General features: G+C 36.3%; 22 protein-coding genes, 1 rRNA gene and 1 pseudogene. 10 read left to right on the top strand and 14 right to left on the bottom strand.

Going from position 1 to position 21,377, the window contains the following annotated elements; translation table 11 throughout:
• Positions 1-64 precede the first annotated feature (64 nt).
• Positions 65-182 (top strand): 5S ribosomal RNA (gene rrf / locus H5968_RS14815).
• Positions 183-404: 222 nt separating this feature from the next.
• Here the strand turns inward: rrf and H5968_RS14820 are convergent.
• Positions 405-605, bottom strand: a complete 201-nt coding sequence (locus H5968_RS14820) for a hypothetical protein (RefSeq protein ID WP_187040566.1) — start codon at positions 603-605, stop codon at positions 405-407.
• Positions 606-722: 117 nt separating this feature from the next.
• Between H5968_RS14820 and mnmE the strand changes: the two genes are divergently transcribed.
• On the top strand, positions 723-2,117 hold the full coding sequence (gene mnmE / locus H5968_RS14825; RefSeq protein WP_187040567.1) for a tRNA uridine-5-carboxymethylaminomethyl(34) synthesis GTPase MnmE: 1,395 nt from the start codon (positions 723-725) through the stop codon (positions 2,115-2,117).
• Between the two features lie 190 nt (positions 2,118-2,307).
• On the opposite strand, the gene H5968_RS14830 is transcribed toward mnmE, so the two are convergent.
• From H5968_RS14830 to H5968_RS26150, 7 genes are all read right to left on the bottom strand, one after another.
• Positions 2,308-2,709, bottom strand: coding sequence for an HNH endonuclease (locus H5968_RS14830; RefSeq protein WP_137666627.1), 402 nt, complete (start codon positions 2,707-2,709; stop codon positions 2,308-2,310).
• The gene (locus H5968_RS14835) at positions 2,702-3,055 is read right to left on the bottom strand and encodes a hypothetical protein (protein WP_187040568.1); all 354 of its coding nucleotides are present in this window, start codon (positions 3,053-3,055) and stop codon (positions 2,702-2,704) included. The genes H5968_RS14830 and H5968_RS14835 overlap by 8 nt, the downstream gene beginning before the upstream one ends.
• A 260-nt stretch (positions 3,056-3,315) precedes the next feature.
• Positions 3,316-3,879 (bottom strand): Uma2 family endonuclease, encoded by a 564-nt coding sequence (locus H5968_RS14840; RefSeq protein WP_187040569.1) that lies wholly within the window; start codon positions 3,877-3,879, stop codon positions 3,316-3,318.
• 66 nt (positions 3,880-3,945) lie between these two features.
• Entirely contained in the window at positions 3,946-4,170 is a 225-nt protein-coding gene (locus H5968_RS14845) for a hypothetical protein (protein WP_187040570.1), read from the bottom strand.
• A gap of 149 nt (positions 4,171-4,319) precedes the next feature.
• Entirely contained in the window at positions 4,320-4,520 is a 201-nt protein-coding gene (locus tag H5968_RS14850) for a DUF2283 domain-containing protein (RefSeq protein ID WP_187040571.1), read from the bottom strand.
• A complete protein-coding gene (locus tag H5968_RS14855; protein ID WP_370569774.1) occupies positions 4,517-4,765 on the bottom strand; it encodes a DUF4258 domain-containing protein in 249 nt (82 codons plus the stop codon). The genes H5968_RS14850 and H5968_RS14855 overlap by 4 nt, the downstream gene beginning before the upstream one ends.
• 48 nt (positions 4,766-4,813) lie before the next feature.
• Positions 4,814-7,795 carry a GUN4 domain-containing protein gene (locus tag H5968_RS26150; RefSeq protein WP_370569773.1) on the bottom strand — a complete coding sequence of 994 codons (2,982 nt, stop codon included), beginning with the start codon at positions 7,793-7,795 and terminating at the stop codon, positions 4,814-4,816.
• Between the two features lie 273 nt (positions 7,796-8,068).
• Here H5968_RS26150 and purT point away from each other — a divergent pair, with 273 nt between their 5' ends.
• Both purT and H5968_RS14880 read left to right on the top strand, forming a co-directional pair.
• Positions 8,069-9,238, top strand: a complete 1,170-nt coding sequence (purT, locus tag H5968_RS14875; protein WP_187040573.1) for a formate-dependent phosphoribosylglycinamide formyltransferase — start codon at positions 8,069-8,071, stop codon at positions 9,236-9,238.
• 120 nt (positions 9,239-9,358) lie between these two features.
• Entirely contained in the window at positions 9,359-10,165 is an 807-nt protein-coding gene (locus H5968_RS14880) for a DUF4058 family protein (protein WP_187040574.1), read from the top strand.
• 52 nt (positions 10,166-10,217) lie between these two features.
• Here the strand turns inward: H5968_RS14880 and crtH are convergent, their stop codons facing one another.
• Positions 10,218-11,705, bottom strand: a complete 1,488-nt coding sequence (gene crtH, locus H5968_RS14885; protein WP_187040575.1) for a carotenoid isomerase — start codon at positions 11,703-11,705, stop codon at positions 10,218-10,220.
• 354 nt (positions 11,706-12,059) lie between these two features.
• Here crtH and upp point away from each other — a divergent pair, with 354 nt between their 5' ends.
• The 3 genes from upp (at position 12,060) to H5968_RS14900 (ending at position 13,604) form a co-directional block, all read left to right on the top strand.
• Complete coding sequence (gene upp, locus H5968_RS14890) at positions 12,060-12,710, top strand: uracil phosphoribosyltransferase (RefSeq protein WP_187040576.1); 651 nt, start codon at positions 12,060-12,062, stop codon at positions 12,708-12,710.
• A gap of 136 nt (positions 12,711-12,846) precedes the next feature.
• Entirely contained in the window at positions 12,847-13,194 is a 348-nt protein-coding gene (locus H5968_RS14895; protein ID WP_187040577.1) for a hypothetical protein, read from the top strand.
• A 137-nt stretch (positions 13,195-13,331) separates the two neighbouring features.
• Positions 13,332-13,604, top strand: coding sequence for a YggT family protein (locus H5968_RS14900; protein ID WP_187040599.1), 273 nt, complete (start codon positions 13,332-13,334; stop codon positions 13,602-13,604).
• A gap of 214 nt (positions 13,605-13,818) precedes the next feature.
• Here H5968_RS14900 and H5968_RS14905 read toward each other — a convergent pair whose 3' ends face one another.
• Positions 13,819-14,262 (bottom strand): biotin carboxylase, encoded by a 444-nt coding sequence (locus H5968_RS14905; RefSeq protein ID WP_187040600.1) that lies wholly within the window; start codon positions 14,260-14,262, stop codon positions 13,819-13,821.
• Between the two features lie 135 nt (positions 14,263-14,397).
• Between H5968_RS14905 and H5968_RS14910 the strand changes: the two genes are divergently transcribed.
• Positions 14,398-15,009 (top strand): hypothetical protein, encoded by a 612-nt coding sequence (locus H5968_RS14910; protein ID WP_187040578.1) that lies wholly within the window; start codon positions 14,398-14,400, stop codon positions 15,007-15,009.
• A gap of 205 nt (positions 15,010-15,214) precedes the next feature.
• Positions 15,215-16,855: a DNA methyltransferase gene (locus H5968_RS14915; protein ID WP_187040579.1), complete on the top strand. Its 1,641-nt coding sequence runs from the start codon at positions 15,215-15,217 to the stop codon at positions 16,853-16,855.
• Positions 16,856-16,868: 13 nt separating this feature from the next.
• Here H5968_RS14915 and H5968_RS14920 read toward each other — a convergent pair whose 3' ends face one another.
• Entirely contained in the window at positions 16,869-17,078 is a 210-nt protein-coding gene (locus H5968_RS14920) for a DUF3368 domain-containing protein (protein WP_187040580.1), read from the bottom strand.
• Positions 17,075-17,851 carry an iron export ABC transporter permease subunit FetB gene (fetB, locus tag H5968_RS14925; RefSeq protein WP_187040581.1) on the bottom strand — a complete coding sequence of 259 codons (777 nt, stop codon included), beginning with the start codon at positions 17,849-17,851 and terminating at the stop codon, positions 17,075-17,077. The genes H5968_RS14920 and fetB overlap by 4 nt, the downstream gene beginning before the upstream one ends.
• A gap of 156 nt (positions 17,852-18,007) precedes the next feature.
• Between fetB and H5968_RS14930 the strand changes: the two genes are divergently transcribed.
• Positions 18,008-19,156, top strand: a complete 1,149-nt coding sequence (locus tag H5968_RS14930) for a DegT/DnrJ/EryC1/StrS aminotransferase family protein (RefSeq protein WP_187040582.1) — start codon at positions 18,008-18,010, stop codon at positions 19,154-19,156.
• 729 nt (positions 19,157-19,885) lie between these two features.
• Here H5968_RS14930 and H5968_RS14935 read toward each other — a convergent pair.
• Together H5968_RS14935 and H5968_RS14940 are read right to left on the bottom strand one after the other, a co-directional pair.
• Positions 19,886-20,632 (bottom strand): DUF561 domain-containing protein, encoded by a 747-nt coding sequence (locus H5968_RS14935; RefSeq protein ID WP_187040583.1) that lies wholly within the window; start codon positions 20,630-20,632, stop codon positions 19,886-19,888.
• Between the two features lie 287 nt (positions 20,633-20,919).
• Positions 20,920-21,307 (bottom strand): annotated as a pseudogene (locus H5968_RS14940) (DUF4140 domain-containing protein); the annotation flags it as partial.
• Positions 21,308-21,377 lie beyond the last annotated feature (70 nt).

The raw sequence follows: 21,377 nt of genomic DNA on the forward strand, positions 1-21,377 counted from the left end.
CGATTTTTGATAATTCTTTAATTTTCAATTATCAATTGTCAATTATCAATTCCCAACGGGTTTTCCTGGTGTCTATGGCGCGGTGGAACCACACTGATCCCTTCCCGAACTCAGAGGTGAAACGCTGCTGCGGCGACGATAGTTGAGGGGTTGCCCTCTGTCACAATAGCTCGATGCCAGGTTTAATATTATATCATAAAACCTCTCTTTTGATAAACTAAAGAGGGGTTTTTGATATTTTGTACTTGACCTTCAGAAAGAAGTAAACTAGACAAGGGATCATTAGTTTAAAAATGGTGCAATTAGTGGCAATAGTTATTAGATACTGCCACTAGAAATGATTATTAATAGTATGAAATTCGTTATTGCATTTGCTTGTCCAGGAAGTTTCAAGAACTAGGAAATTAAGGATCTTCTGGAAATACCCATTTTGGAGGTTCTATCATTTTTTTCCGCAGTCGTTCTTCAGCTATCTCCAGCATTTTATCCAACGAAGTCTCTTCAATAAACTTGGAAGTTGCTTCTCTAAACTCAATATTGGGACATTTATCGCCTAAAACGCAACCGTTAACGCAAGCTTCAGCGCAGTTAATTGTCTGCTCCACAGTAAATTCCTCTCTCAAGTACGGCGTTATTAACCTTTAGATAAATATTACTATTAAGTTTGTATGGTTATCAGAAGTTATTCTTGGTGCTACCTATTACCTGTTATCTAAACTTCTATGTCAGAATTATTAACTCATACTGGAACGATCGCTGCTATTGCTACTGCTGTTGTCCCCCAACAAGGTAGTGTAGGTATTGTGCGGGTTTCTGGGGATCAAGCATTGGCGATCGCCAAAACTCTATTTTTAGCACCGGGAAAACAAGCGTGGGAAAGTCACCGCATCCTTTATGGTTTTATCCGTCAACCCCAAACCAAGCAAGTTATTGATGAAGCCTTATTATTAATAATGCAAGCACCCCGTTCTTTCACCCGTGAAGATGTGGTAGAGTTTCATTGTCACGGGGGAATTATGGCAGTGCAACAAGTATTGCAATTATGTTTAGAAAATGGTGCAAGGTTAGCGCAACCGGGGGAATTTACGTTAAGGGCTTTTTTAAATGGTAGATTAGATTTAACCCAAGCTGAAAGTATTGCAGATTTAGTTGGTGCAAAATCTCCCCAAGCTGCACAAACAGCATTAGCAGGTTTACGGGGTAAATTAGCGCAACCGATTAGAAATTTACGCTCTCAATGTTTAGATATTTTAGCAGAAATTGAAGCGAGAATTGATTTTGAAGAAGATTTACCGCCTTTAGATGAACAAAGAATTATTCATGAAATTGATAGAATTAGTTTAGAAATAAATAAATTATTAGCCACAAAAGATCAAGGTGAATTGTTAAGAACTGGCTTAAAAGTTGCCATTGTTGGCCGTCCGAATGTGGGAAAATCAAGTTTATTAAATGCTTGGAGTCAGAGCGATCGCGCTATCGTGACGGACTTACCTGGTACAACCCGTGATGTGGTAGAATCTCAGCTAGTTGTAGGGGGAATACCTGTACAGGTTTTGGATACTGCGGGTATTAGGGAAACTTTAGATCAGGTTGAGAAAATAGGGGTAGAGCGATCGCGTCAAGCTGCGAATAATGCAGATTTAGTGTTATTTACTATTGATGGTTCTGTGGGTTGGACCGATGCAGATCAAGAAATTTATGAACAGGTAAAACATCGTCCTTTGATTTTAGTAATTAATAAAATTGACCTCATTTCTGAAGCAGAAAAACAAACTCTGAAATCTAAAATTCAAAATGTAAAAGCTAAAATTGAAACTGCTGCTGCGAAAAATCAGGGTATTGATGATTTGGAAATGGCGATTTTAGATGTGGTAAAAATGGGTAATGTGGAAGCTGCTGATCTGGATTTAGCTATTAATCAAAGACAAGCAGCAGCATTAACAAAAGCAAAGATTGATTTAGCACAGGTGCAAGAAACTATTAAAAATCAATTACCTTTAGATTTTTGGACTATTGATTTACGAGGTGCTATTTATGCGTTGGGAGAAATAACTGGGGAGGAGGTGACGGAATCAGTTTTAGATCGGATTTTTAGTAGGTTTTGTATTGGTAAATGAATTTTAAATTTTGCCTTTAAATTTTGACATTTGTCAGAATCAGGATGTCCAAGATTTGAGGATTTACAGGATGTTTTTTTAACGAACCACAGAAACACAGAGGACACAGAGAAATATTTTCAGTTATTAAAATGATGTACTGATCTTGTAATTTTTCAGAATCAGGATGTTTTTGTTTTCTTTATACTTACTATGATAAATTTAATTTTTTGCGTTCAGATAATCTTTCTTCGCTATTCATTTGTAACAATTTAACTGTTGTTCTTCCTTCACAAGTCAAACCAACTAAAACCACTTCTGAAAACATGAAATGTAATTTCCATTCCTGCTGACGCGGGTTAAATAAAAAGCTAAAATTACCTGTATCTGGGTCAAATGAACCTAAATCACTACCCTTATATCGGTTACAACGCCAACAAGTGAGTGCTAAATTGTCAGCATTGGTTTCACCACCATGCTTTTCTGCAATAATATGATCAATTTCGTGGGGAAAAAATGCAACTTTTGCAGGTAGTAAACAATACTCACATTGATAATTTGCACGTTCTTCTACTAAGCGGCGAAGTGCAGCCGAGATATATGATTTACTCATTTTTACTCTTTAAATAAGATAAATTACCAGATTTAATCATCACCATTAAGTGTTCAATGCGTTCATATTCATCTAATTCTTGCACTTCACTAGGTGTAATTTCACCTGATTTACTGCGTGTTAGTAAAGTACGTAACCTTTCTTGCATTTGCGGTGTGGGTTTAAATTCAGCAATTTCTTGTGGAGTAGGGTTACTGGCAATAAAATTAAGGATATATTGGTAAACTTGTGTTGGTATTAATGGTTTTTGCAGACTTACAGCTAGGAGTTCTGGTAAGGTATCTATTCCTATTTGTGCTATTTGTTGAGATAGTTCTTCTGATATTTCTAGGATAATTTTAGGCATAGTGTATTTTTCCAAAGTTTGTTATTTTATTATTGTGAGAATTAGGATTTACTACTAATATTTTAATTTGTCTGAATCAGGATGTCCAGGATTTGAGGATTTTCAGGATGTTTTTTGATGATTGTTTGTGAGGATGTTGGGGATTTTTGAGGAGGTTTTCAAATGATTGATTTTGCATAATTTAAACAATCTATAAATTACTATCCTGCTCATCCTTTAATCCTGGTTATCCTGATTCAGACAAACAATATATTAAACTTCTATTCATTTAACCAACTAAAAAGTTGACCTACAGTGAGATTAAATGACTCAGCAAAAGCTGGAACAGGTAAAGTATCTGTTTCTAATTCAAATAATAGAATACGTTGATCAGCAAAATAGACAAAAACTAATTTTTCTTCAGGGTCAATTAACCAACCCATTTGAGTACCATATTGAAGACAATGAAGAATATTTCTAACTACTTTAGTTTGACTTTGTTCAGGAGAAAGTATTTCAATTGTCCAGTCAGGAGGGATAGTAAAAGTATTAGCAACTTCACCATTTTCATCGCGGGGAATGCGTTCCCAAGTGAAGACGGCAATATCTGGTACAATGGATCTACCGCCAAAGGTACAGCGTAATTCAGAGTATGCGCGGGCGATATGCTGGGGTTTTAGTGCTAGGTTAATATTAGAACCGAGGTCAAGCTGAACTGTGCTATGTTTTCCTTGGGGCATGGGTTTTTGAATGATTTCACCGTTAATAAATTCGCTTGCTGGTTTGGTTTCTGGTAATTTGAGAAATTCCTCAAGGGTTAGGGGTTTAATAGGGGTTTGAACCATTATCATTTCGGGTGATGTGGATTATTAATATTGTATCTTATTTTAATTATTTGTCAGAATGAATGATTATTCTCTTGTATGAATTTCATCTCTTGTTAGTTTAGATAATCCTTTAACGCTAATAGGATTTTTTGCTAATTCATCCATTAAGCTATATTCTCGTTGAGGTTCATTTTGGAAACTAATTACAACTCTAATTTCACTTCCGTCAACCAAATTAGTTTGATATTCTTGAGGAATTTCAATGATACCTTGTTTAACTTTTGCATTGAATCTAACTGAATTAATCATTTATTTATCTCCATTTGATAAATTATGATAATAATATAATATCACAATCTGTATAGATTCTCAAATCTTAATTAAATTTTGCGTTTATCTGATAGTGTAGCCATATCAGGAAACTCTTCGGTAAGTCAAAAATCAAAAGTCAAATCTACCTAAGAATTACTAACAGAATACTCAACTGAACAGGGATTATCAATAAGTTTAGAAGCGTCTATTATTTCAATTACTACAATATTTCCAGCGTCGTCATAATCTAAAATGATTCCTGGTTTTTCTTCATCACTTTCTTCAATTGGCACATTGCTGAATATAATTCTTAAAACATCAACTTCTGCATCGTAGGTGATTTTCATGATTCTCTCCAGTATTTCTCAATTTTGCTAGTTCGATAAACAGTAATTACAACTTTAGGATCAATATCATCTGCAACAATAACACGCAGTAAGAAGATTTTACCGTTACCAAAGTCAACTTTTGATTGATATACTTTCCGTCCTTCTCTTTCTAGTATAATTTGTTGGGGATTGTCTAACACAGATTCAACTAAAGAAAGAGAAATTTGTCGTCTTTCCATCTCTATTTGTGCATGACGGGAAATCTTTTATGTCATTTCATTTGATATTGACTTAATAATTTTTTGTAATTTTTAAATATTACAATCTTCAAGTCTTGACGCGAGAGAAGAGACACGATACACACCTTCGTAATTACTAAATACCAATTTCCCTCCACCCAAAGGGAGGTTACCTTCTAGTGCTTTTATATCAAAAGTAATATCTCTGTAAGACAACCACCTTCCTCCTTTTCTCCATCCTACCTTGTCCCCGAACTTCTTCCAGATTTCCTCGTTATATTCCCTCGTTCCTCCCAAACTCTGATAAATTTGTTTCTGCACAGAAAACCCAAACTTACCATAACTGTATTTTACCCACAACTGGTCAATAGTGCGGAGGTCTGCACAGGGAAAATTATCAATATTTTCTTCTCTTAACCAACCTTCCTTTTCCCGTTTAGCAACTGCTAACATTACTCTTGCTGTTTTCTCATCTGCTTCTTTCCACTTCCCGGCTTTGAGTAAGTCACGCAGTTTAATATAATCCATTCCAAAGGATGATTGTAATTGTACCTCTTGGTTTACAGGTTGTGGCGTAGATATAATTTGCGGTTGTTTTTCCTGTACTGGAAACAGTTTACAAATCTCCAGGCGAGAGAAGAGTTGACACTTCAATGTACCCCCACCTACCTCCCCACCCCGATAACCAACCCCCACAAAATTCAACACCACCCATTCCGTATTACTTTCTAAACAAACTAAAGGGAAGCGTCCTAAAGGTGCTTTTATATCAAAAGTAATATCTTTGTAATACAACCATTTGTCTCCTTTTCTCCATTCTACCTTGTCCCCAAAGGCTTGCCAAATTTTCTCGTTGTATTCGCTTGTGCCACCCAAACTTTGATAAATTTGCTTTTGGACGGAAAACCCAAAACGTCCGTTGCTATATTTTACCCACAATTGGTCAATAGTGAGCAGGTCTGCACAGGGAAAATTATCAATACTTTCAGGATCTAACCAACCTTCTTTTTCCCGTTTCGCAACTGCTAACATTAGCCTTGCGGTTTCCTGATCCGCTTCTTTCCATTTTCCTTTTACGAGTAAGTAACGCAGTTTCCTGTAGTTCATTCCTACGGATGATATTAACTCAATATCATCTAATTCTATGAAGTTATTATTTTTAATATTAGATTTTTGATTAGGATCACAATTTTCAACAAGAGAGAATATATCCCACCCTACATTGATAAATTCAAAACTACTCATAACTTTAAATATCAAAATCCAGATACAAGCTGGAAATTGACCTTCTGGTGCTTGGATATCAAAAATAATTTCTCTGTAATACAACCAATTATCTTTTATTCTCCATCCTACTATTTCACCAAATACTTCCCAAGTTTTTTGATCATAATATTTCGAGCCACCTAAATCTTGATAAATCTGTTTTTGTACAGAAAACCCAAAGTTACCCTTGCTATATTTTACCCATAATTGGTCAATGGTGCGAATTTCATCATAAGGAAAATTCTCAATATCTTCTATTCTTAACCAACCCTCTTCTTCACGTTTTACAACTGCTAATATTAACCTTGCTGTTTCCTTATCCGCTTCTTTCCAGTTTCCTGCTTCGAGTAAGTTAGTCAGTATTCTGTAGTCCATTCCTACAGGTGATTTTAATTGTACTCCTGGGTTTGCAGGTTGAGGTGTGGGGATATTTTGCGGTTGTCTTTCCTGTACTGGAAAAAGGTTACAAGTCTCGATGCGAGAGAAGAGATACCCCAATACCTTACACTCACAATAAATAAGCCACTTACTTTCACATCTATGCCATAAACCATGAACGTTTGGGAGGTGGCCTTCTGGTGCTTTTATATTAAAAGTAATATCACTGTAGTACAACCACTCCCATCCCCCCATCCATCCTATCTTGTCCCCGAACTTATCCCATATTTCTCTATTATATTCTCTCGTTCCACCTAAACCTTGATAAATCCGTTTCTGAACCGAAAACCCAAATTTACTATTACTGTATTTTACCCACAATTGGTCAATTATTCGCAGGTCAGCACAGGGAAAATTATCAATGTGTTCATCATCTAACCAACCTTCTTTTTCTCGTTTCGCAACCACTAACATTACCCATGCTGTTTCCTCATCAGCTTCTTTCCATTTCCCAGCTTTGAGTAAATCACGCAGTTTACTATAATCCATCCCTACGGCTGATTTTAATTCTACCTCATTACCATTATTCCCACTACTTAAACCAGGAAATAAACCAACCCATTCCTTCATACTTTGCGGACGGTTTTTAGGTTCTAATTCTAAACCTTTGATAATCGCTTGATTTAACTTATCACTAATTCTAGAATTTAATTCCTGCGGTTCTATTAAAGTCCGATTATTTAGCTTCCTCGCTAAAGATGCAATAGGGGTATCGCCAGTCACCAAATAAAACAAAGAAGCAGCTAAAGTATAAACATCTATACTTGCTGATTTTTCCGTTTCTAATATTTGTTCCCAAGGTGCAAAAGCTAAATTAGCAGCTTGGTTAATACTTTGACTATTCACATTTCCTGCTAAACCAAAATCTATTAACACTACAGTATTGCTATTTTCTCTTAAAATCATATTCCCAGGATGTGCGTCCCGGTGAATAATGCCATTTTGATGACAAATAGATAAAGCATCAGCAATTTGTTTAATATAATCAATAGCAATTGATTCTGATAAAACACCCTTATCTTGTACTAAATGATATAAATTTTCACCCTTAACAAAATCCATGACTAAACATGGTAAATTATCCTCCTCAAAAAAGTCTATAATTCTGACAATATGAGGATGATGAAATTGCGTAATATCTGCTAATCTTCTTCCTTCCTTGCGAAAACCTTCCACAAATTTAGGATAATTAGCATCTCTATACAACCGACTATTAGGAGTTTTAATAACTACAGGAAAATTCAAATCTTGATGTTTAGCTTTATAAGTAACACCAAAACCTCCAACACCAATTTCTGTTTCTATCACATATTGGGGACGTTTTTTTAATGCTTTTCCGGGTTGTAGCATAAATCAGGATAATGATTGATGATGTCCGTGATTATAACATACTGCGTGAGTATTAACACGATCAGCAATCAATAACATCCTGTACATCCTCAAATCCTGGACATCCTGATTCAGACAAAAAAATTTTTGACTTTTGACTTTTGACTTTTGACTTCCCGAAAGGTGTCCTGATTCTGACAATTAAAAAATTCAAGTCCCCTCGCAAAATTCGGTCATCTAAATAGTTTATTATTTTAAAAGATCAACATATTAAAAACCGACCAAGTTAAACTCATGAAAAAATCACTGCAACTACCCCAAAAATTAATGTTACTCGGTTCAGGAGAACTAGGAAAAGAATTTGTCATTGCTGCACAACGCTTAGGTAATTATGTGATTGCAGTTGATCGTTATGCAAACGCTCCCGCAATGCAGGTTGCTGACTGTTCAGAAGTAATTTCTATGCTCAGTGCAGATGATTTAGAAGCGGTAGTTAGTAAACACAAACCTGATTTTATTATCCCAGAAATCGAAGCCATCAGAACTGAAAAATTACAAGAATTTGAACAAAGAGGAATCACAGTTATTCCTACCGCAGCAGCAACTAATTACACGATGAATCGTGATAGAATTAGGGAATTAGCACATAAGGAATTAGGAATCAGAACCGCTAAATATGGTTATGCAGTCAGCTTAGAAGAATTGATTGCTATTTCTGAAGAAATCGGATTTCCTAATGTTGTAAAACCTGTAATGTCATCATCAGGAAAAGGTCAATCTGTAGTTAATGATAGAACAGAAGTAGAAACAGCGTGGAAATATGCAATTGAAAATTCTAGGGGTGACAGTCAAAAAGTCATAGTTGAAGAATTTATCAATTTTGAAATAGAAATTACCTTACTTACCATTAAACAATGGGATGCAGAAACTATATTCTGTCCTCCCATTGGACACAGACAAGAAAGAGGAGATTATCAAGAATCTTGGCAACCTGCCGGTATTTCTGATGATAAAATATTAGCTGCTCAAGCAATAGCTAAAAAAGTAACTGATGCTTTAGGAGGTGCGGGAATTTTTGGTGTTGAATTTTTCATCACTCAAGATGAAGTGATTTTCTCTGAACTTTCACCTCGTCCCCATGATACCGGAATGGTAACGTTAATTTCCCAAAATTTGAATGAATTTGAATTACATCTGCGGGCAATTTTAGGTTTACCTATTCCCCATATTGAACAACTAGGATATTCTGCAAGTGCGGTAATTTTAGCCTCTGAAAAATCTGATTCCATTGCTTTTACTGGTGTTGTAGAAGCATTAGCAGAAAAGGATGTAGATATTAAATTATTTGGAAAACCAACCGCACATCCTTACAGAAGAATGGGAGTAGCATTAGCACAAGGAAATGATGAAAAATCAGCGAGGGAAAAAGCGACAAAAGCAGCAAATAAAGTCAAATTAGTTTAAATGTAAAACTCCATTAGGGTGCGTTACGCTGTGCCTAACACACCCTACAATATATAATACTTACTTTCCTAGAAATGCTATAATAAAACAGGAACTCCAATAATTGTATAGGATAAATTTATGACTTCACCATTTCCAGGGATGAATCCCTATTTAGAAAATCCTGATTTATGGTCAGAAGTACATCATAGATTAATTACAGCCATAGCTGATAATATAGAATCCCATCTTAGCCAAAAATATCGCGTAGCTATAGAAAAACGCACCTATAGAACTGACAGTGAAGATTCTCTGTTAGTTGGTATTCCCAATGTAACGATTTTATCAGTAAAACAAAAAACTCAAAAATCAGATATTTATACAGCAACAGCAACTTTATCCACAGAAACAGCAAATAAATCCGTTGATGTCACCTTACCTTTACCTTTAGAAATCAAAGAAGGATATTTAGAAATTAGAGAAGTTTCTACAGGTAAAGTAGTAACTATAATTGAAGTGCTTTCTCCTACTAATAAAAGAACAAAAGAAGGTAGAAAATCCTATTTAGAAAAACGGGATAAAATACTACAAAGTGATACTAATTTAGTAGAAATAGACTTAATTAGGGCTGGGGAAAAAATGCCTATGATTACCCATATTGCTGATACAGATTATCGAATTTTAATTGTTAGGTCTTATCGCTTACCATCGGCTCAACTATTTGCATTTAGTGTCAGAGAAACTATCCCTAATTTTACCATTCCTCTACAAAAAGGAGAACAGGAAATAGAAGTCAACTTGCAGGATTTGTTATTAGAAATATATGAACAAGCGGGATTTGATTTAACCTTAGATTATAATATTCCTCCTGTACCAGATTTATCTGTGGAAGCTCAAGAATGGATGGATCAATTATTAAGAGAACAAGGAAGAAGAGGTGACAGCTAAAGTAGATAGATAAGGGTGTGTTAGCGATCGCCTAACTCACCACACTAATTATCTAAATTCCCAAATCTACCGCAATACGATGAGCGCAAGCAAACCCAGAAAACGCTACAGCATTTAAACCCTGACCCGGAAACGTGCTATCACCCACACAATAAAGATTAGGTATAGCAGTACGGTTAAAAGGCATACCCAACAAACCCCATAACTTACGTCTGGGTATTGGTCCATAGGTCCCGTCTACCCTACCTAAAAACCGCCGATGGGTTAGGGGTGTTCCCACTTGCATATAGTCCAAACCCGCATCTAAACCGGGAAAAATTCGTTCTAATCTGTTAATAATTTTCCCTGCTGCTTGTTCCTTCTTTTCTGCATATTCACTCCTAGAAAGTCCCCGCCAATTATCAATCCAATCCGGTGTAAAAGCATGAATAATGTGGTATTCTGGAGGAGCTAAACTCGGATCTAGCAATGTAGGAATAGATACAAACAGCGTCCCTGCTGCTGATTCCATTTTTTCCCAGTCTTCTAAAATAATGTGATGACATTCTGTTCCTGTAGGTAATACGGAAGCTTTTACACCTAAATGCAAACTTAAAAAACTTGGTGATTTCTGATATCTCTGCTGCCAATTTTTCTCATCAGGTGGTATTTGTGCTTTTGGTAGTAATTTTTCAAAAGTGTCCCAGCGAGTAGCATTAGATACAATTTTTTTACCATGATAAACTTCACCTGTTGCTAATTGTACACCAATAGCTTGACCCTGTTTAGTGAGAATTTTTGTTACTCTTGCTTGATATTCAATTTTACCACCACATTTTTCTAAACCTTCTGCTAATTTTTGGGCAATTTTTCCTACTCCACCTTTAGGATAATTAACTCCCCCATAGTGACGATCAGAAAACACCATTCCGGCATTAATCATTGGTGTCATATTAGCAGGAACGACAGACCAACAATAACATTCAATATCTATGAATTTTAATAATAACGGATCTTTAATATATTTGCGGGCTATATCGCCAACATTTTGCGGTAAGTATTGGGCTAAACCTAAGCAAGCTAAGGGGTTTTGCCAGAATACTCGCATTACATAACCAATTTCTTCTAATGATAATAATTCTATGCTATTGAGGCAATTAAAAATTTTTTGACATTCGTTATAAAATCGGCGAATCCCTTTTTCTTCATGGGGAAAATAAGCAATTAAATTTTGTAAAAATTTCTCGTAATTTTGATCAACTTTAATATCTAAATTATCAGGTAAATGATAATGAATTTGGACAGGATCAGGGATGGTTTCTATGTCAACATTGACTGCATCTAAAGCGCGGGTGAGTAGGTTGGTTGTTCCTTTTTTACCAAAACCAAATATCATGGATGCACCAACATCAAAAGTATATCCTTGGTGCTGAAAATAACCTGCACTACCACCAGGAATTAAATAACGTTCTAAAACCAAGACTTTCGCCCCTTTAGCTGCTAACTGGGTGGCGGTAACTAAACCCCCGATACCAGCACCAATAATAATAGCATCAAACATAATTGGTAATTGGTAATTGGTAATTGGTAAATACTAGAGTTTGCGTATTTGTTCTCATTTTTTATATTTTAGCCTTGAAAGCTGAAAAAAAAGAGGGACAAGCCGCTATTACTGGCCAATCCCGTCTGCCGATCCTTTAAAGAGAGGAGAACACTATAAACAATATAGCCTTGATTGAGAATATCTGTCAACTACTAATGAAAATTTATTGCAATAGTTGGAAAGCGATCGCACAAATGCCGGAAATACACAGATTCTCCACAGCCATAAATGAGCCTATCTAACCAATGCACAGGCGGGAAAGAGTATGATGGTGGATCAGTTCCTTGATAGTGAGAGGCTGCTTTTTGAACTATGACTCAACAATTGCTAGTTTATGTCCCACCCCATCCCCTGATCAAACACTGGCTGGCGGTAGCTCGTGATGCAGCTACACCTTCAGTATTATTTCGCTCTGCGATTACGGAGTTGGGACGATGGCTAAGTTATGAAGCCGCAAGAGAGTGGTTACCAACGCAAAACACGGTAGTTAATACTCCCTTAGCTCCTTGTGCAGCAACTTTCATTGATCCACAAGTACCAGTGGCAGTTGTACCGATTCTCCGGGCTGGGTTAGGCTTATTAGAGGGAGCGCAAACAGTATTACCTTTAGCAAAAGTTTACCATTTGGGTTTAGTGCGAAATGAAGAAACCTTAGAACCCTCTTGTTATTTGAACAAACTACCAGAGAAATTTGATCCAGAAACGAGGGTGTTAATTACCGATCCCATGTTAGCAACAGGAGGATCTATAATGACAGCAATGGCAGAATTGACACAAAGGGGTGTTGATCCGGCGTTAACGCGAATTGTTTGCGTGGTAGCTGCACCACCAGCTTTGCAAAAATTGAGTGCTGCTTATCCTGGCTTAACAGTTTATAGTGCCATTATTGATGAAACGGTTAACGATCAGGGATTTATTGTACCGGGATTAGGAGATGCAGGCGATCGCATCTTTGGGACTTGACGAAGATGGGTATTAATCACCCACTGCAAAAACTTTGCACCTGAAAAAGCGGGGTTTTAGACCCGAATGTTTGGATAACTAATAAAATTACTGAAAATTGGCTTCTGATGGTTTCTTTGTTCAAGGCGGTGAAAATATGAGTCAAAAAGATGGTTTTGCCAGTGGTTTTTTACTTGGGACTATTGTTGGCGGTGTAGTTGGCGGCGTTTTAGGTGCTGTGCTGGCATCTCGACGGGATACAGTGGAAGAGGAAGAGATAGAAATTAACAATGGTTCTGTGACAGCGGGTAAAGTTCCAGCTAGAAGAAGACGGCAGATGAGATCCGCTGCTGGTAAAGATTTAGAAATGGAAACAGCAAGGCGATCGCTAGAAGATAAAATCGCTCAACTCAATGCCACAATTGATGATGTGCGAAATCAGTTGAGCAATGTTAATGGCAGTTCATCTGGATCAGCGGAACGCTCTATTTCCCAAGACTCTTAAACAGCAGTTACATCATAGCGAAAAACCTATTTTGGTAGATGTCGCTGCTATTTGCAGACGCTATGACATTAGCTAAATTAAAATCAAGACATAAGACAGCGTTTAACGTTTACCACAAACATCACCTATCTACATCTATGTATTTACTGATTAACACTCTCAATACTTTCATCACTATCTATAGCTCTTTGCTAATCATTCGGGTTTTATTAACCTGGTTCCCCCAAGTCAACTGGTATAACCAACCATTTGCAGCCTTGAGCCAGATTAGTGACCCCTATCTTAATCTATTTCGTTCTATTATCCCCCCATTGGGTGGTATGGATTTTTCGCCTATCCTAGCTTTCCTTGCACTCAATGTTGCTGGAAGTGTAATATCTGGTCTTGTTCCTTTAGTCCAGGGATTTTAAATCATTTCTGCTCATTTCGGTAATTACCCGGTCTGATATCAGCCGGGAATGTATTGTAAAAATATAGGATTTGCTGAAAAAGTCTTTTCGTGGAGGCAGGGAATAGGGAGGAAAATTTTAGATTTTAGATTTTAGATTTTAGATTGGAGTTAACAAAAACAATCCAAAATCCAAAATCCAAAATCCAAAATCAATAACTCCTGCCTCCTGCCTCCTATCTTCGCACTTTACCGCTAAACCCAGATGCTTTAAATTGCTTGAGTTTCAAAGGAGTTGGTTGGTTTGCAGGTACAGAAATTCTTAACTCAAAATTACTAACACCAGGTGGTACTTCAGGAATAGAACCTAGACGGGTGCGGTTTTGTAATATTGGATTATTATTGGCATCATAGATGCGTCCGTAGATATCTGCGTCATAGACTGTTTTATAAGTGCTGTTTTCTGCTTTACCAGTGACAATAAAGCAATTAGCAGACCCTGAACCATTACTAACAACAGCACCTTGAGCTAATTCTGGTGGACAATCTTGGTATGATAGGTCAGATAGTTTAATTTGTGTTAAAGCTTGGGCTGGTAAGGTAAAAACCCAAGAGCAGAAAACTAATAAACAAGAGATTAATATTAGCTTGAGTGATAGGTTGAGTGAGTGCGATCGCATAAAACACAAAGTAAATTTACAAAAAGTATACAAAAGTTTTATTTGCCGATTACCGAAAATTCCCTGTTTTTTAATGAGAAAGTGGAATTTAATTTTGCAATAATTGTATCAATAGACCATTCTTTGCACCAGCTTATGAATCCAGATGAGATTGAAGCAGTCTTGCAAACAGCATTTAGTCGTTGTGATGCTGCTGACTGTCCTCTCACTGATATACAGAAACAAATATTGCTGCAAGTAGTCGAACAGATTCAGAGAAGCTTAACTTCTAGGGTATCAGATACTAACAACCCTTTGGATGAACTGAATCCAGAGGAATTAGAGGTGTTTTTGGAGTTTGTCAAAGCAGAGGAAGCACAAAACCGCACTTGGAAAGTACAATTACTTAATGATTGGCTTTTAGCACAAGATTCGGGAAAAGTGCAATTTATTCGCCAACGTTATGGTTTACAGTGGTTAAATCGGGTGCAAGCATATCATTTTGATAAGTATGCTTATTTGGAAGAAGCTTTAAAACTGAAAGTAGGCGATCGCATTGAAGTTTCTAATACACTGTGGGAATGGATACCAGAAGATGATATATCTCAGAAGGAATGGATTCCCTGTATGGTAATTAATATTGATGAAGTTGTTAATAGTAATGACAGTTTTAGTATTTGTCAAATTCGCTTTTTTAATGGTAGTGAATATGAAATTCCTGGTGTTTATGAATGGAATCGGTATAATTGGCGTTGGCCGAAGAAGTAAATATCATTTAATATCATTTACCCAGATACCGGACTTCTTTAAGAAGTCCGGTATCTATCAATTTTAATTTGATTTTGACTTATTTATTAAAGTAATCAACCAGGAAAATATTAAAATTTTATACGATTTTATAGCATTGAATTAGACATATTGTAAAATATGATCTTGAAATAGCTAAAACATTTAAATTTTGAGATTATTAATTATGGTCAATCAGTTATTTTATGGTGATAATTTGCAGGTTTTGAGAAAACACATCAAAGATGAAACTGCGGATATTTGCTATATTGATCCGCCGTTTAATTCCAAACGCAATTATCACCAAATTTATAATAATGTTGGTAAAGAAGATAAAGCACAAACTCAAGCTTTTATTGATACATGGACATGGGATGATCACGCTAATCAAGGTTTAGCAGAAATTCAAGAAAACTATTTAGGACATTTTACTTCTCAAAGCATAGATTTAATTTCTGGGTTAACCAAAGTTCTGGGTAAAGGAAGTCTATTAGCTTATTTAGTGAACATGACTTTAAGAATAGCAGAAATCCACCGAGTTTTGAAACCCACAGGTAGTTTTTACTTGCATTGTGATCCCACAGCTTCCCATTATTTAAAAATTATTATAGATGCTATTTTTTGTTCTCAAGGTGGAGATTTCAAAAATGAAATTATCTGGAAACGTACATCAGGACATAGTGATTCTGGTAAATATGGTAATGTTCATGATGTGATTTTTTACTATTCCAAAAGTTTGAAAACTACCTGGAATCAGGTATATCAAAAATATGAACAAAGTTATATTGATAAATATTACAGATATCAAGATGATGATGGGAGAAAATGGATGTCAGGTGATTTGGGTGCTGCTGGTTTAGCTGGAGGCGGTTATCAATATGAATGGAATGGAGTGACAAAACTGTGGAGATGTCCAAAAGAAACAATGGAAAAACTTGATAAACAAGGGAGAATTTACTATACTAAAAATCGTGTTGCGAGAATTAAAAGATATTTAGATGAAAGTGAAGGTTTACCAATCCAAGATACTTGGAATGATGTAGAAGCTTTGCGATCTTGGCACAAAGAATTATTAGGATATCCCACCCAAAAACCCGAAGCATTATTAGAAAGAATAATTCAAGCCAGTAGTAACGAAGGTGATATAATATTAGATGCTTATTGTGGTTGTGGAACAACAGTAGCAGTATCACAAAGATTAAATCGACAATGGATAGGAATTGATATTACTTATCAAAGTATTAGTTTAATTCTGAAAAGATTAGAAGACTCTTTTGGCAAACAAGTATTAGAAAATATTAATATTAGCGGTATTCCCAAAGATATGCAATCTGCGGAAGCATTAGCATTTAAAAAAGACGATCGCACTCGTAAAGAATTTGAGAAATGGGCAATTTTAACCTATACTAATAATCGTGCTACCATTAATCAAAAGAAAGGAGCAGATAAAGGAATTGATGGAATAGCGTATTTTACAGGAGACAAAAACGAACCAGAAAAGATAATTTTACAAGTAAAATCTGGTAATGTCAAATCTGGAGATATTAGAGATTTACAGGGAACAATAACCCTAGAAAGTGCAGTATTAGGGATTTTTATTACCTTAAAACCACCGACAAAAGACATGATCAAAACTGCAAAAGAAGCAGGAATTTATCAAAGTCGGTATATGAGTCAACCTGTAGATAAAATTCAGATTATCACAGTACAAGAAATCATTGAACAACAAAAAAGATTAGATATGAGATTAAGTTTAGAAGTTTTGAAATCTGCGGAAAAACAAAAGGAAATTAAACAAACACAATTAGAACTTTTTCGGGATGAATAACTCTCAATCCTAATTATTCCCCAGCAGCTTGTATAATTGTTGAATACAATTCCTTACTGACTCGAAAGTCAGCTTTTTCAATCATTTTATCTAACAAAATTTTTACAGAAGGGATCAAAATTTGTCGTTTCGCTTGCAATAGGACTCCTAATAACCAGGTATTAAGATACTCATAATCAAAAATGTGATATTTACTTTTAATTATAGCAAAACTTAATATCATCTTACCAATTGCATTGCATCATTAAAAAATTGCCGACATAAACCTTTAGTGACAAAAATAGTCGTCAACAAATTAACCACAGCTACCATAAAAATAATTAAAATTTCATAAGAAACCGCTGCCAATGCAGATACTCCAGCTAATAATTGTCCACTGGTAAAAGTGGGTATTGTCACCATGCCAATTAGCATCATTTGATTTAAAGTAGGAACAAATGCAGCTTTAATTGCATCCTGGCGATAGTGACTAACAGCTTGCTGGGGTGTTGCACCTAAACTGAGGTGTGTTTCTATTTCTGTAGGAAATTGATTAATACTGCTAACTAGCCTTTCTCCGGCTACTGCTGCGGCATTCATAGCGTTACCGATCAATATACCACCCAAAGGAATTAAATAACGGGGTTCATACCATCTGTCAGGTTGGATAATCAAAAAATTGGTATAAAGTAAGGTTAATGACGTACTAGCAAAAATCACTACCCAAACTAAAGGCAGTACCAAAGGAATTTTTTGACTGATGCGGTTTCGTGCGACAATCGCCGTAATTGTGAGAATGATAGTAAAAATTCCCACAACAGACCAAACATTATCGACAGCAAAAATGAAGTCTAAAACGTATCCTAATACTATAAGTTGGAGGATGGTTCTACCGGTGGCTAATGCTAGGTTTAACTCTAGTCCTAATTTTTCCCAGACAGATAAACCAATAGCGATCGCCATTAAACCCACAGCTAACACTAAATCTACAATATCCAGTTTAATCAAATCCGGCATGGTTTCTTTATTTCCTGAGATAGTTTACAGGCAGAAGGCAGAAGTACAACCTATTTTAGTCCTAGTTTTATGATCAATTAATGTCATAACTACCCTGTATACTGCTATATCACCGTTAAAAGTGTATCTTTTGAATCTCCCGATAAAATAACAACTATGATCCAAAGTGTAAATTCCGTTCCTGCATTTGATATCAAACAGCAATATGCCACCATTGAAGCCGAAGTCAGTCATGCTGTTTTAGAAGTTCTCAGTTCTGGCCGTTATATTGGTGGTCCTGCGGTAGAAGGTTTTGAAGAACAGTTTGCAGCTTATCATAGTGTCACGGAATGTGTAGCTTGTAATTCCGGTACTGACGCTTTATATCTGGCTTTACGTGCTTTAGAAATTGGTGCAGGTGATGAAGTTATTACCACACCCTTTAGCTTTTTTGCTACCACCGAAGTCATAACTGCTGTCGGTGCAACACCTGTATTTGTAGATATTGATGCTACTACCTTTAATTTAGATGTCACCCAAATAGCCGCAGCAATTACACCCAAAACTAAAGCTATTATCCCCGTTCACCTGTTTGGTTTACCAGTGGATATGACAGCTTTAATGGCGATCGCCAACTCTCATAATTTAGCAGTAATTGAAGATTGCGCTCAAGCCACCGGTGCAAGTTGGGAAAATCAAAAAGTTGGTAGTATTGGTCATATTGGATGTTTCAGCTTTTACCCCACCAAAAACCTTGGTGGTTGCGGTGATGGGGGTGCAATTACAACTAACGATAGTGCGATCGCTGCTAAACTGCGAATATTACGAGAACATGGCAGCAAAGTTAGATACATTCACGAAGAAATCGGAGTTAACAGTCGCTTAGATGCCATTCAAGCAGTCATCCTGCAAATCAAACTTCGTTATTTAAACACCTGGAACAAACACAGGCAAAAAATAGCAACATATTATTATCAATACCTCAGTCAAATTCCTGGCATTACTCCCCCCCAAGAATTATTAGGAGGAGAAGCCGTTTGGAATCAATATACCATCCGCGTTTCCAGTGAAGAAAGAAATGGTGCAAGTTCCAAATATCGGGACTGGGTGCGGACTCAACTGCAAGAAAAAGAAGTAAGCACAATGCTCTATTATCCCCGTCCTTTACACTTGCAGCCAGTTTATGAAAGTTTAGGTTATCAACCAGGACAATTACCTGTGTCCGAAAAAACCTGTCATGAAGTGATTTCTTTACCCATGTTCCCAGAACTCACACAGGAACAGCAAGATAAAGTCATTTATGCGTTGAAAGACTGTTTAAGTTAGAAGAGGTGACAGGTGACAGGTGACAGGTGACAGTTAAGAGGGAGGGGTGAGAAACTTCTCCCCAACTTCGATAGATAAAATCTTAATTTCTCTCTGCGCCTCTGCGTCTCTGCGTGAAATAAAAAAATGCGCCTTAACAATAAAAAAAGCGAATCAACATATTTTACCGCAACTCAGAAACTCATATTTTTATAACCCTAACTTATCTTAAAGTAGTAGCTGTTTACATATTCAAATCTTACAACCATTTTCCCTTAACATTTATTCAAATTTTATTGAGAATTATTTTTATTTCCCAACGGTATTGCAATAGTTTCCGGCATTTGCTATAATTTCTCTAAATTTCATCATCAGGGTAAGTATGTCAAATTTTAAAAAAATCAAAAATTGCCATCTTTTAACCCGTGATATACAAAGGTTTGCAAAATCTATACTTAAATCACCCTAAAAAACACTGAGAAAAAATAGATGTTGCTTGCACCAATTTTAGGGGTAAATTGATCTGAAAACTTGAATAGTACAAATAAACTCTTGACAAAAAATCATTTATAACGATCTGCGTTCAGATGCGTTTTTTGTATTTAAGGTTTGAAAAAGTCTTGTTATGAGTTTTTACGAGTGCAGAGTGTCTAATTTTAGATTTTAGATTTTAGATTGGAGTTGACAAAAGTAAATAATCCAAAATCCAAAATCCAAAATCCAAAATCCAAAATAAATAACTCCTGCCTTTTATGCAAAAGTGCGAGTATTTGCAGTCGCCAAAGCTTCAACCAAACCACGCACAGCAGCGATCATCGCAATTTCGCTGTTAAGTTGGTTAATAGCAGAACCCACACCCACACCAGCAGCACCAGCAGCTACAGCCAAAGGTGCAGTCACATTAGAAATACCAGAAGCACACAAAACAGGTACAGAAACCGCACGAGAAATTTCATAAGCTGCGGCTAAAGTGGGAGCAGCTTTTTCAATCAAACCCAAAGTACCAGGGTGTGTAGGTTGACTGCTAGTACCGCCTTCAGTTTGGATAATATCAGCACCAGCTTTGACTAAATCTTCAGCTAATTGAACTTGCTGATCCAAAGTTAGGATGTGGGGAACAGTCACAGATAAAGTAATTTCTGGTAACAAAGCGCGGGTTTGCTGAGTTAACGCCAAAACTTCATCCGCTTCAAATCTGCGACCTTGAGCGTAAAAAGAATCAAAATTACCGATTTCAATTAAATCAGCACCAGCAGCAACAGCTGCTACAAATTTTTCTGGTGCAACTGCGGAACCACAAACAGGTAATTTAGTCAAGCTTTTAGCTAAATGTACCAAAGCCGCATCAGCAGCGATATCAACAAAAGTCGCACCACCCAAATCAGCAGCTTTCACGGTAGCAGCAACACTTTCAGCGTTAAAATTATTTAAACCGCTAATTACTTTTAAAACACTGCGGTTAGCAAATGCACGTTGCAAATTAGGAAGCATAGTCATAATATCTGATTTTGAATCTATTGAGGTAAGAATTATACACTATTTGGGGGATTTGGGAATAGGGCTTTGGGAATAAGGAACAGGAAATAGGTAAAATTACCAGATATTTCTCAGAATTTAATCTACATATTTAATATTCAAACTTTCAACAAATTTACTTTCTTGAGATTTTAAATACTCATCTCTTTGAGAAACAAAATTATCTATTTTTCCCTGGTTATATAAAGTAACCATTTCTTCTGTTATAAAATGCTTTTCTAAAACATCAGGTTGAGAATTGTTAATAAAGTTTGAATTTTCTGTAATGCAGCGCGAAGAGGTTGTACTTGTTTTTCTAATTCTTGCTGTTGGATTTTACATTCTCCAGAGGCGATCGCATATTCGCTATACTGACTACCAATAAAATTCAAAAAATCCAAAGTTTCACTTAAGATGATGAATTTGCTTAGTCAACTGTGCTACCTTTTATCCTACAGGTTCAGTAGTATAAATGCGATCGCTGCTGACTCCCAGCAACCGCACCCCTACCGTACCAGCACCATTTACCCGCACAGACTCCGTTTCCAAAGTCACAGGCAAAGGTGTAATTAATAACTCTCGTTCTTCTCCTGTTAAGGATATTACACCTCTTCTTGTAACCAAAGCTTTGTCACCATAGACTGTGACAGATACAATCTAGCTTTGTATTGTTTTACGCCAAGATGATAATTCCGAGTTTACCATTGCCAGTTTTCCACCATGTTTA

Source organism: Sphaerospermopsis sp. LEGE 00249 (assembly GCF_014299995.1).
Lineage (GTDB): Bacteria > Cyanobacteriota > Cyanobacteriia > Cyanobacteriales > Nostocaceae > Sphaerospermopsis > Sphaerospermopsis kisseleviana.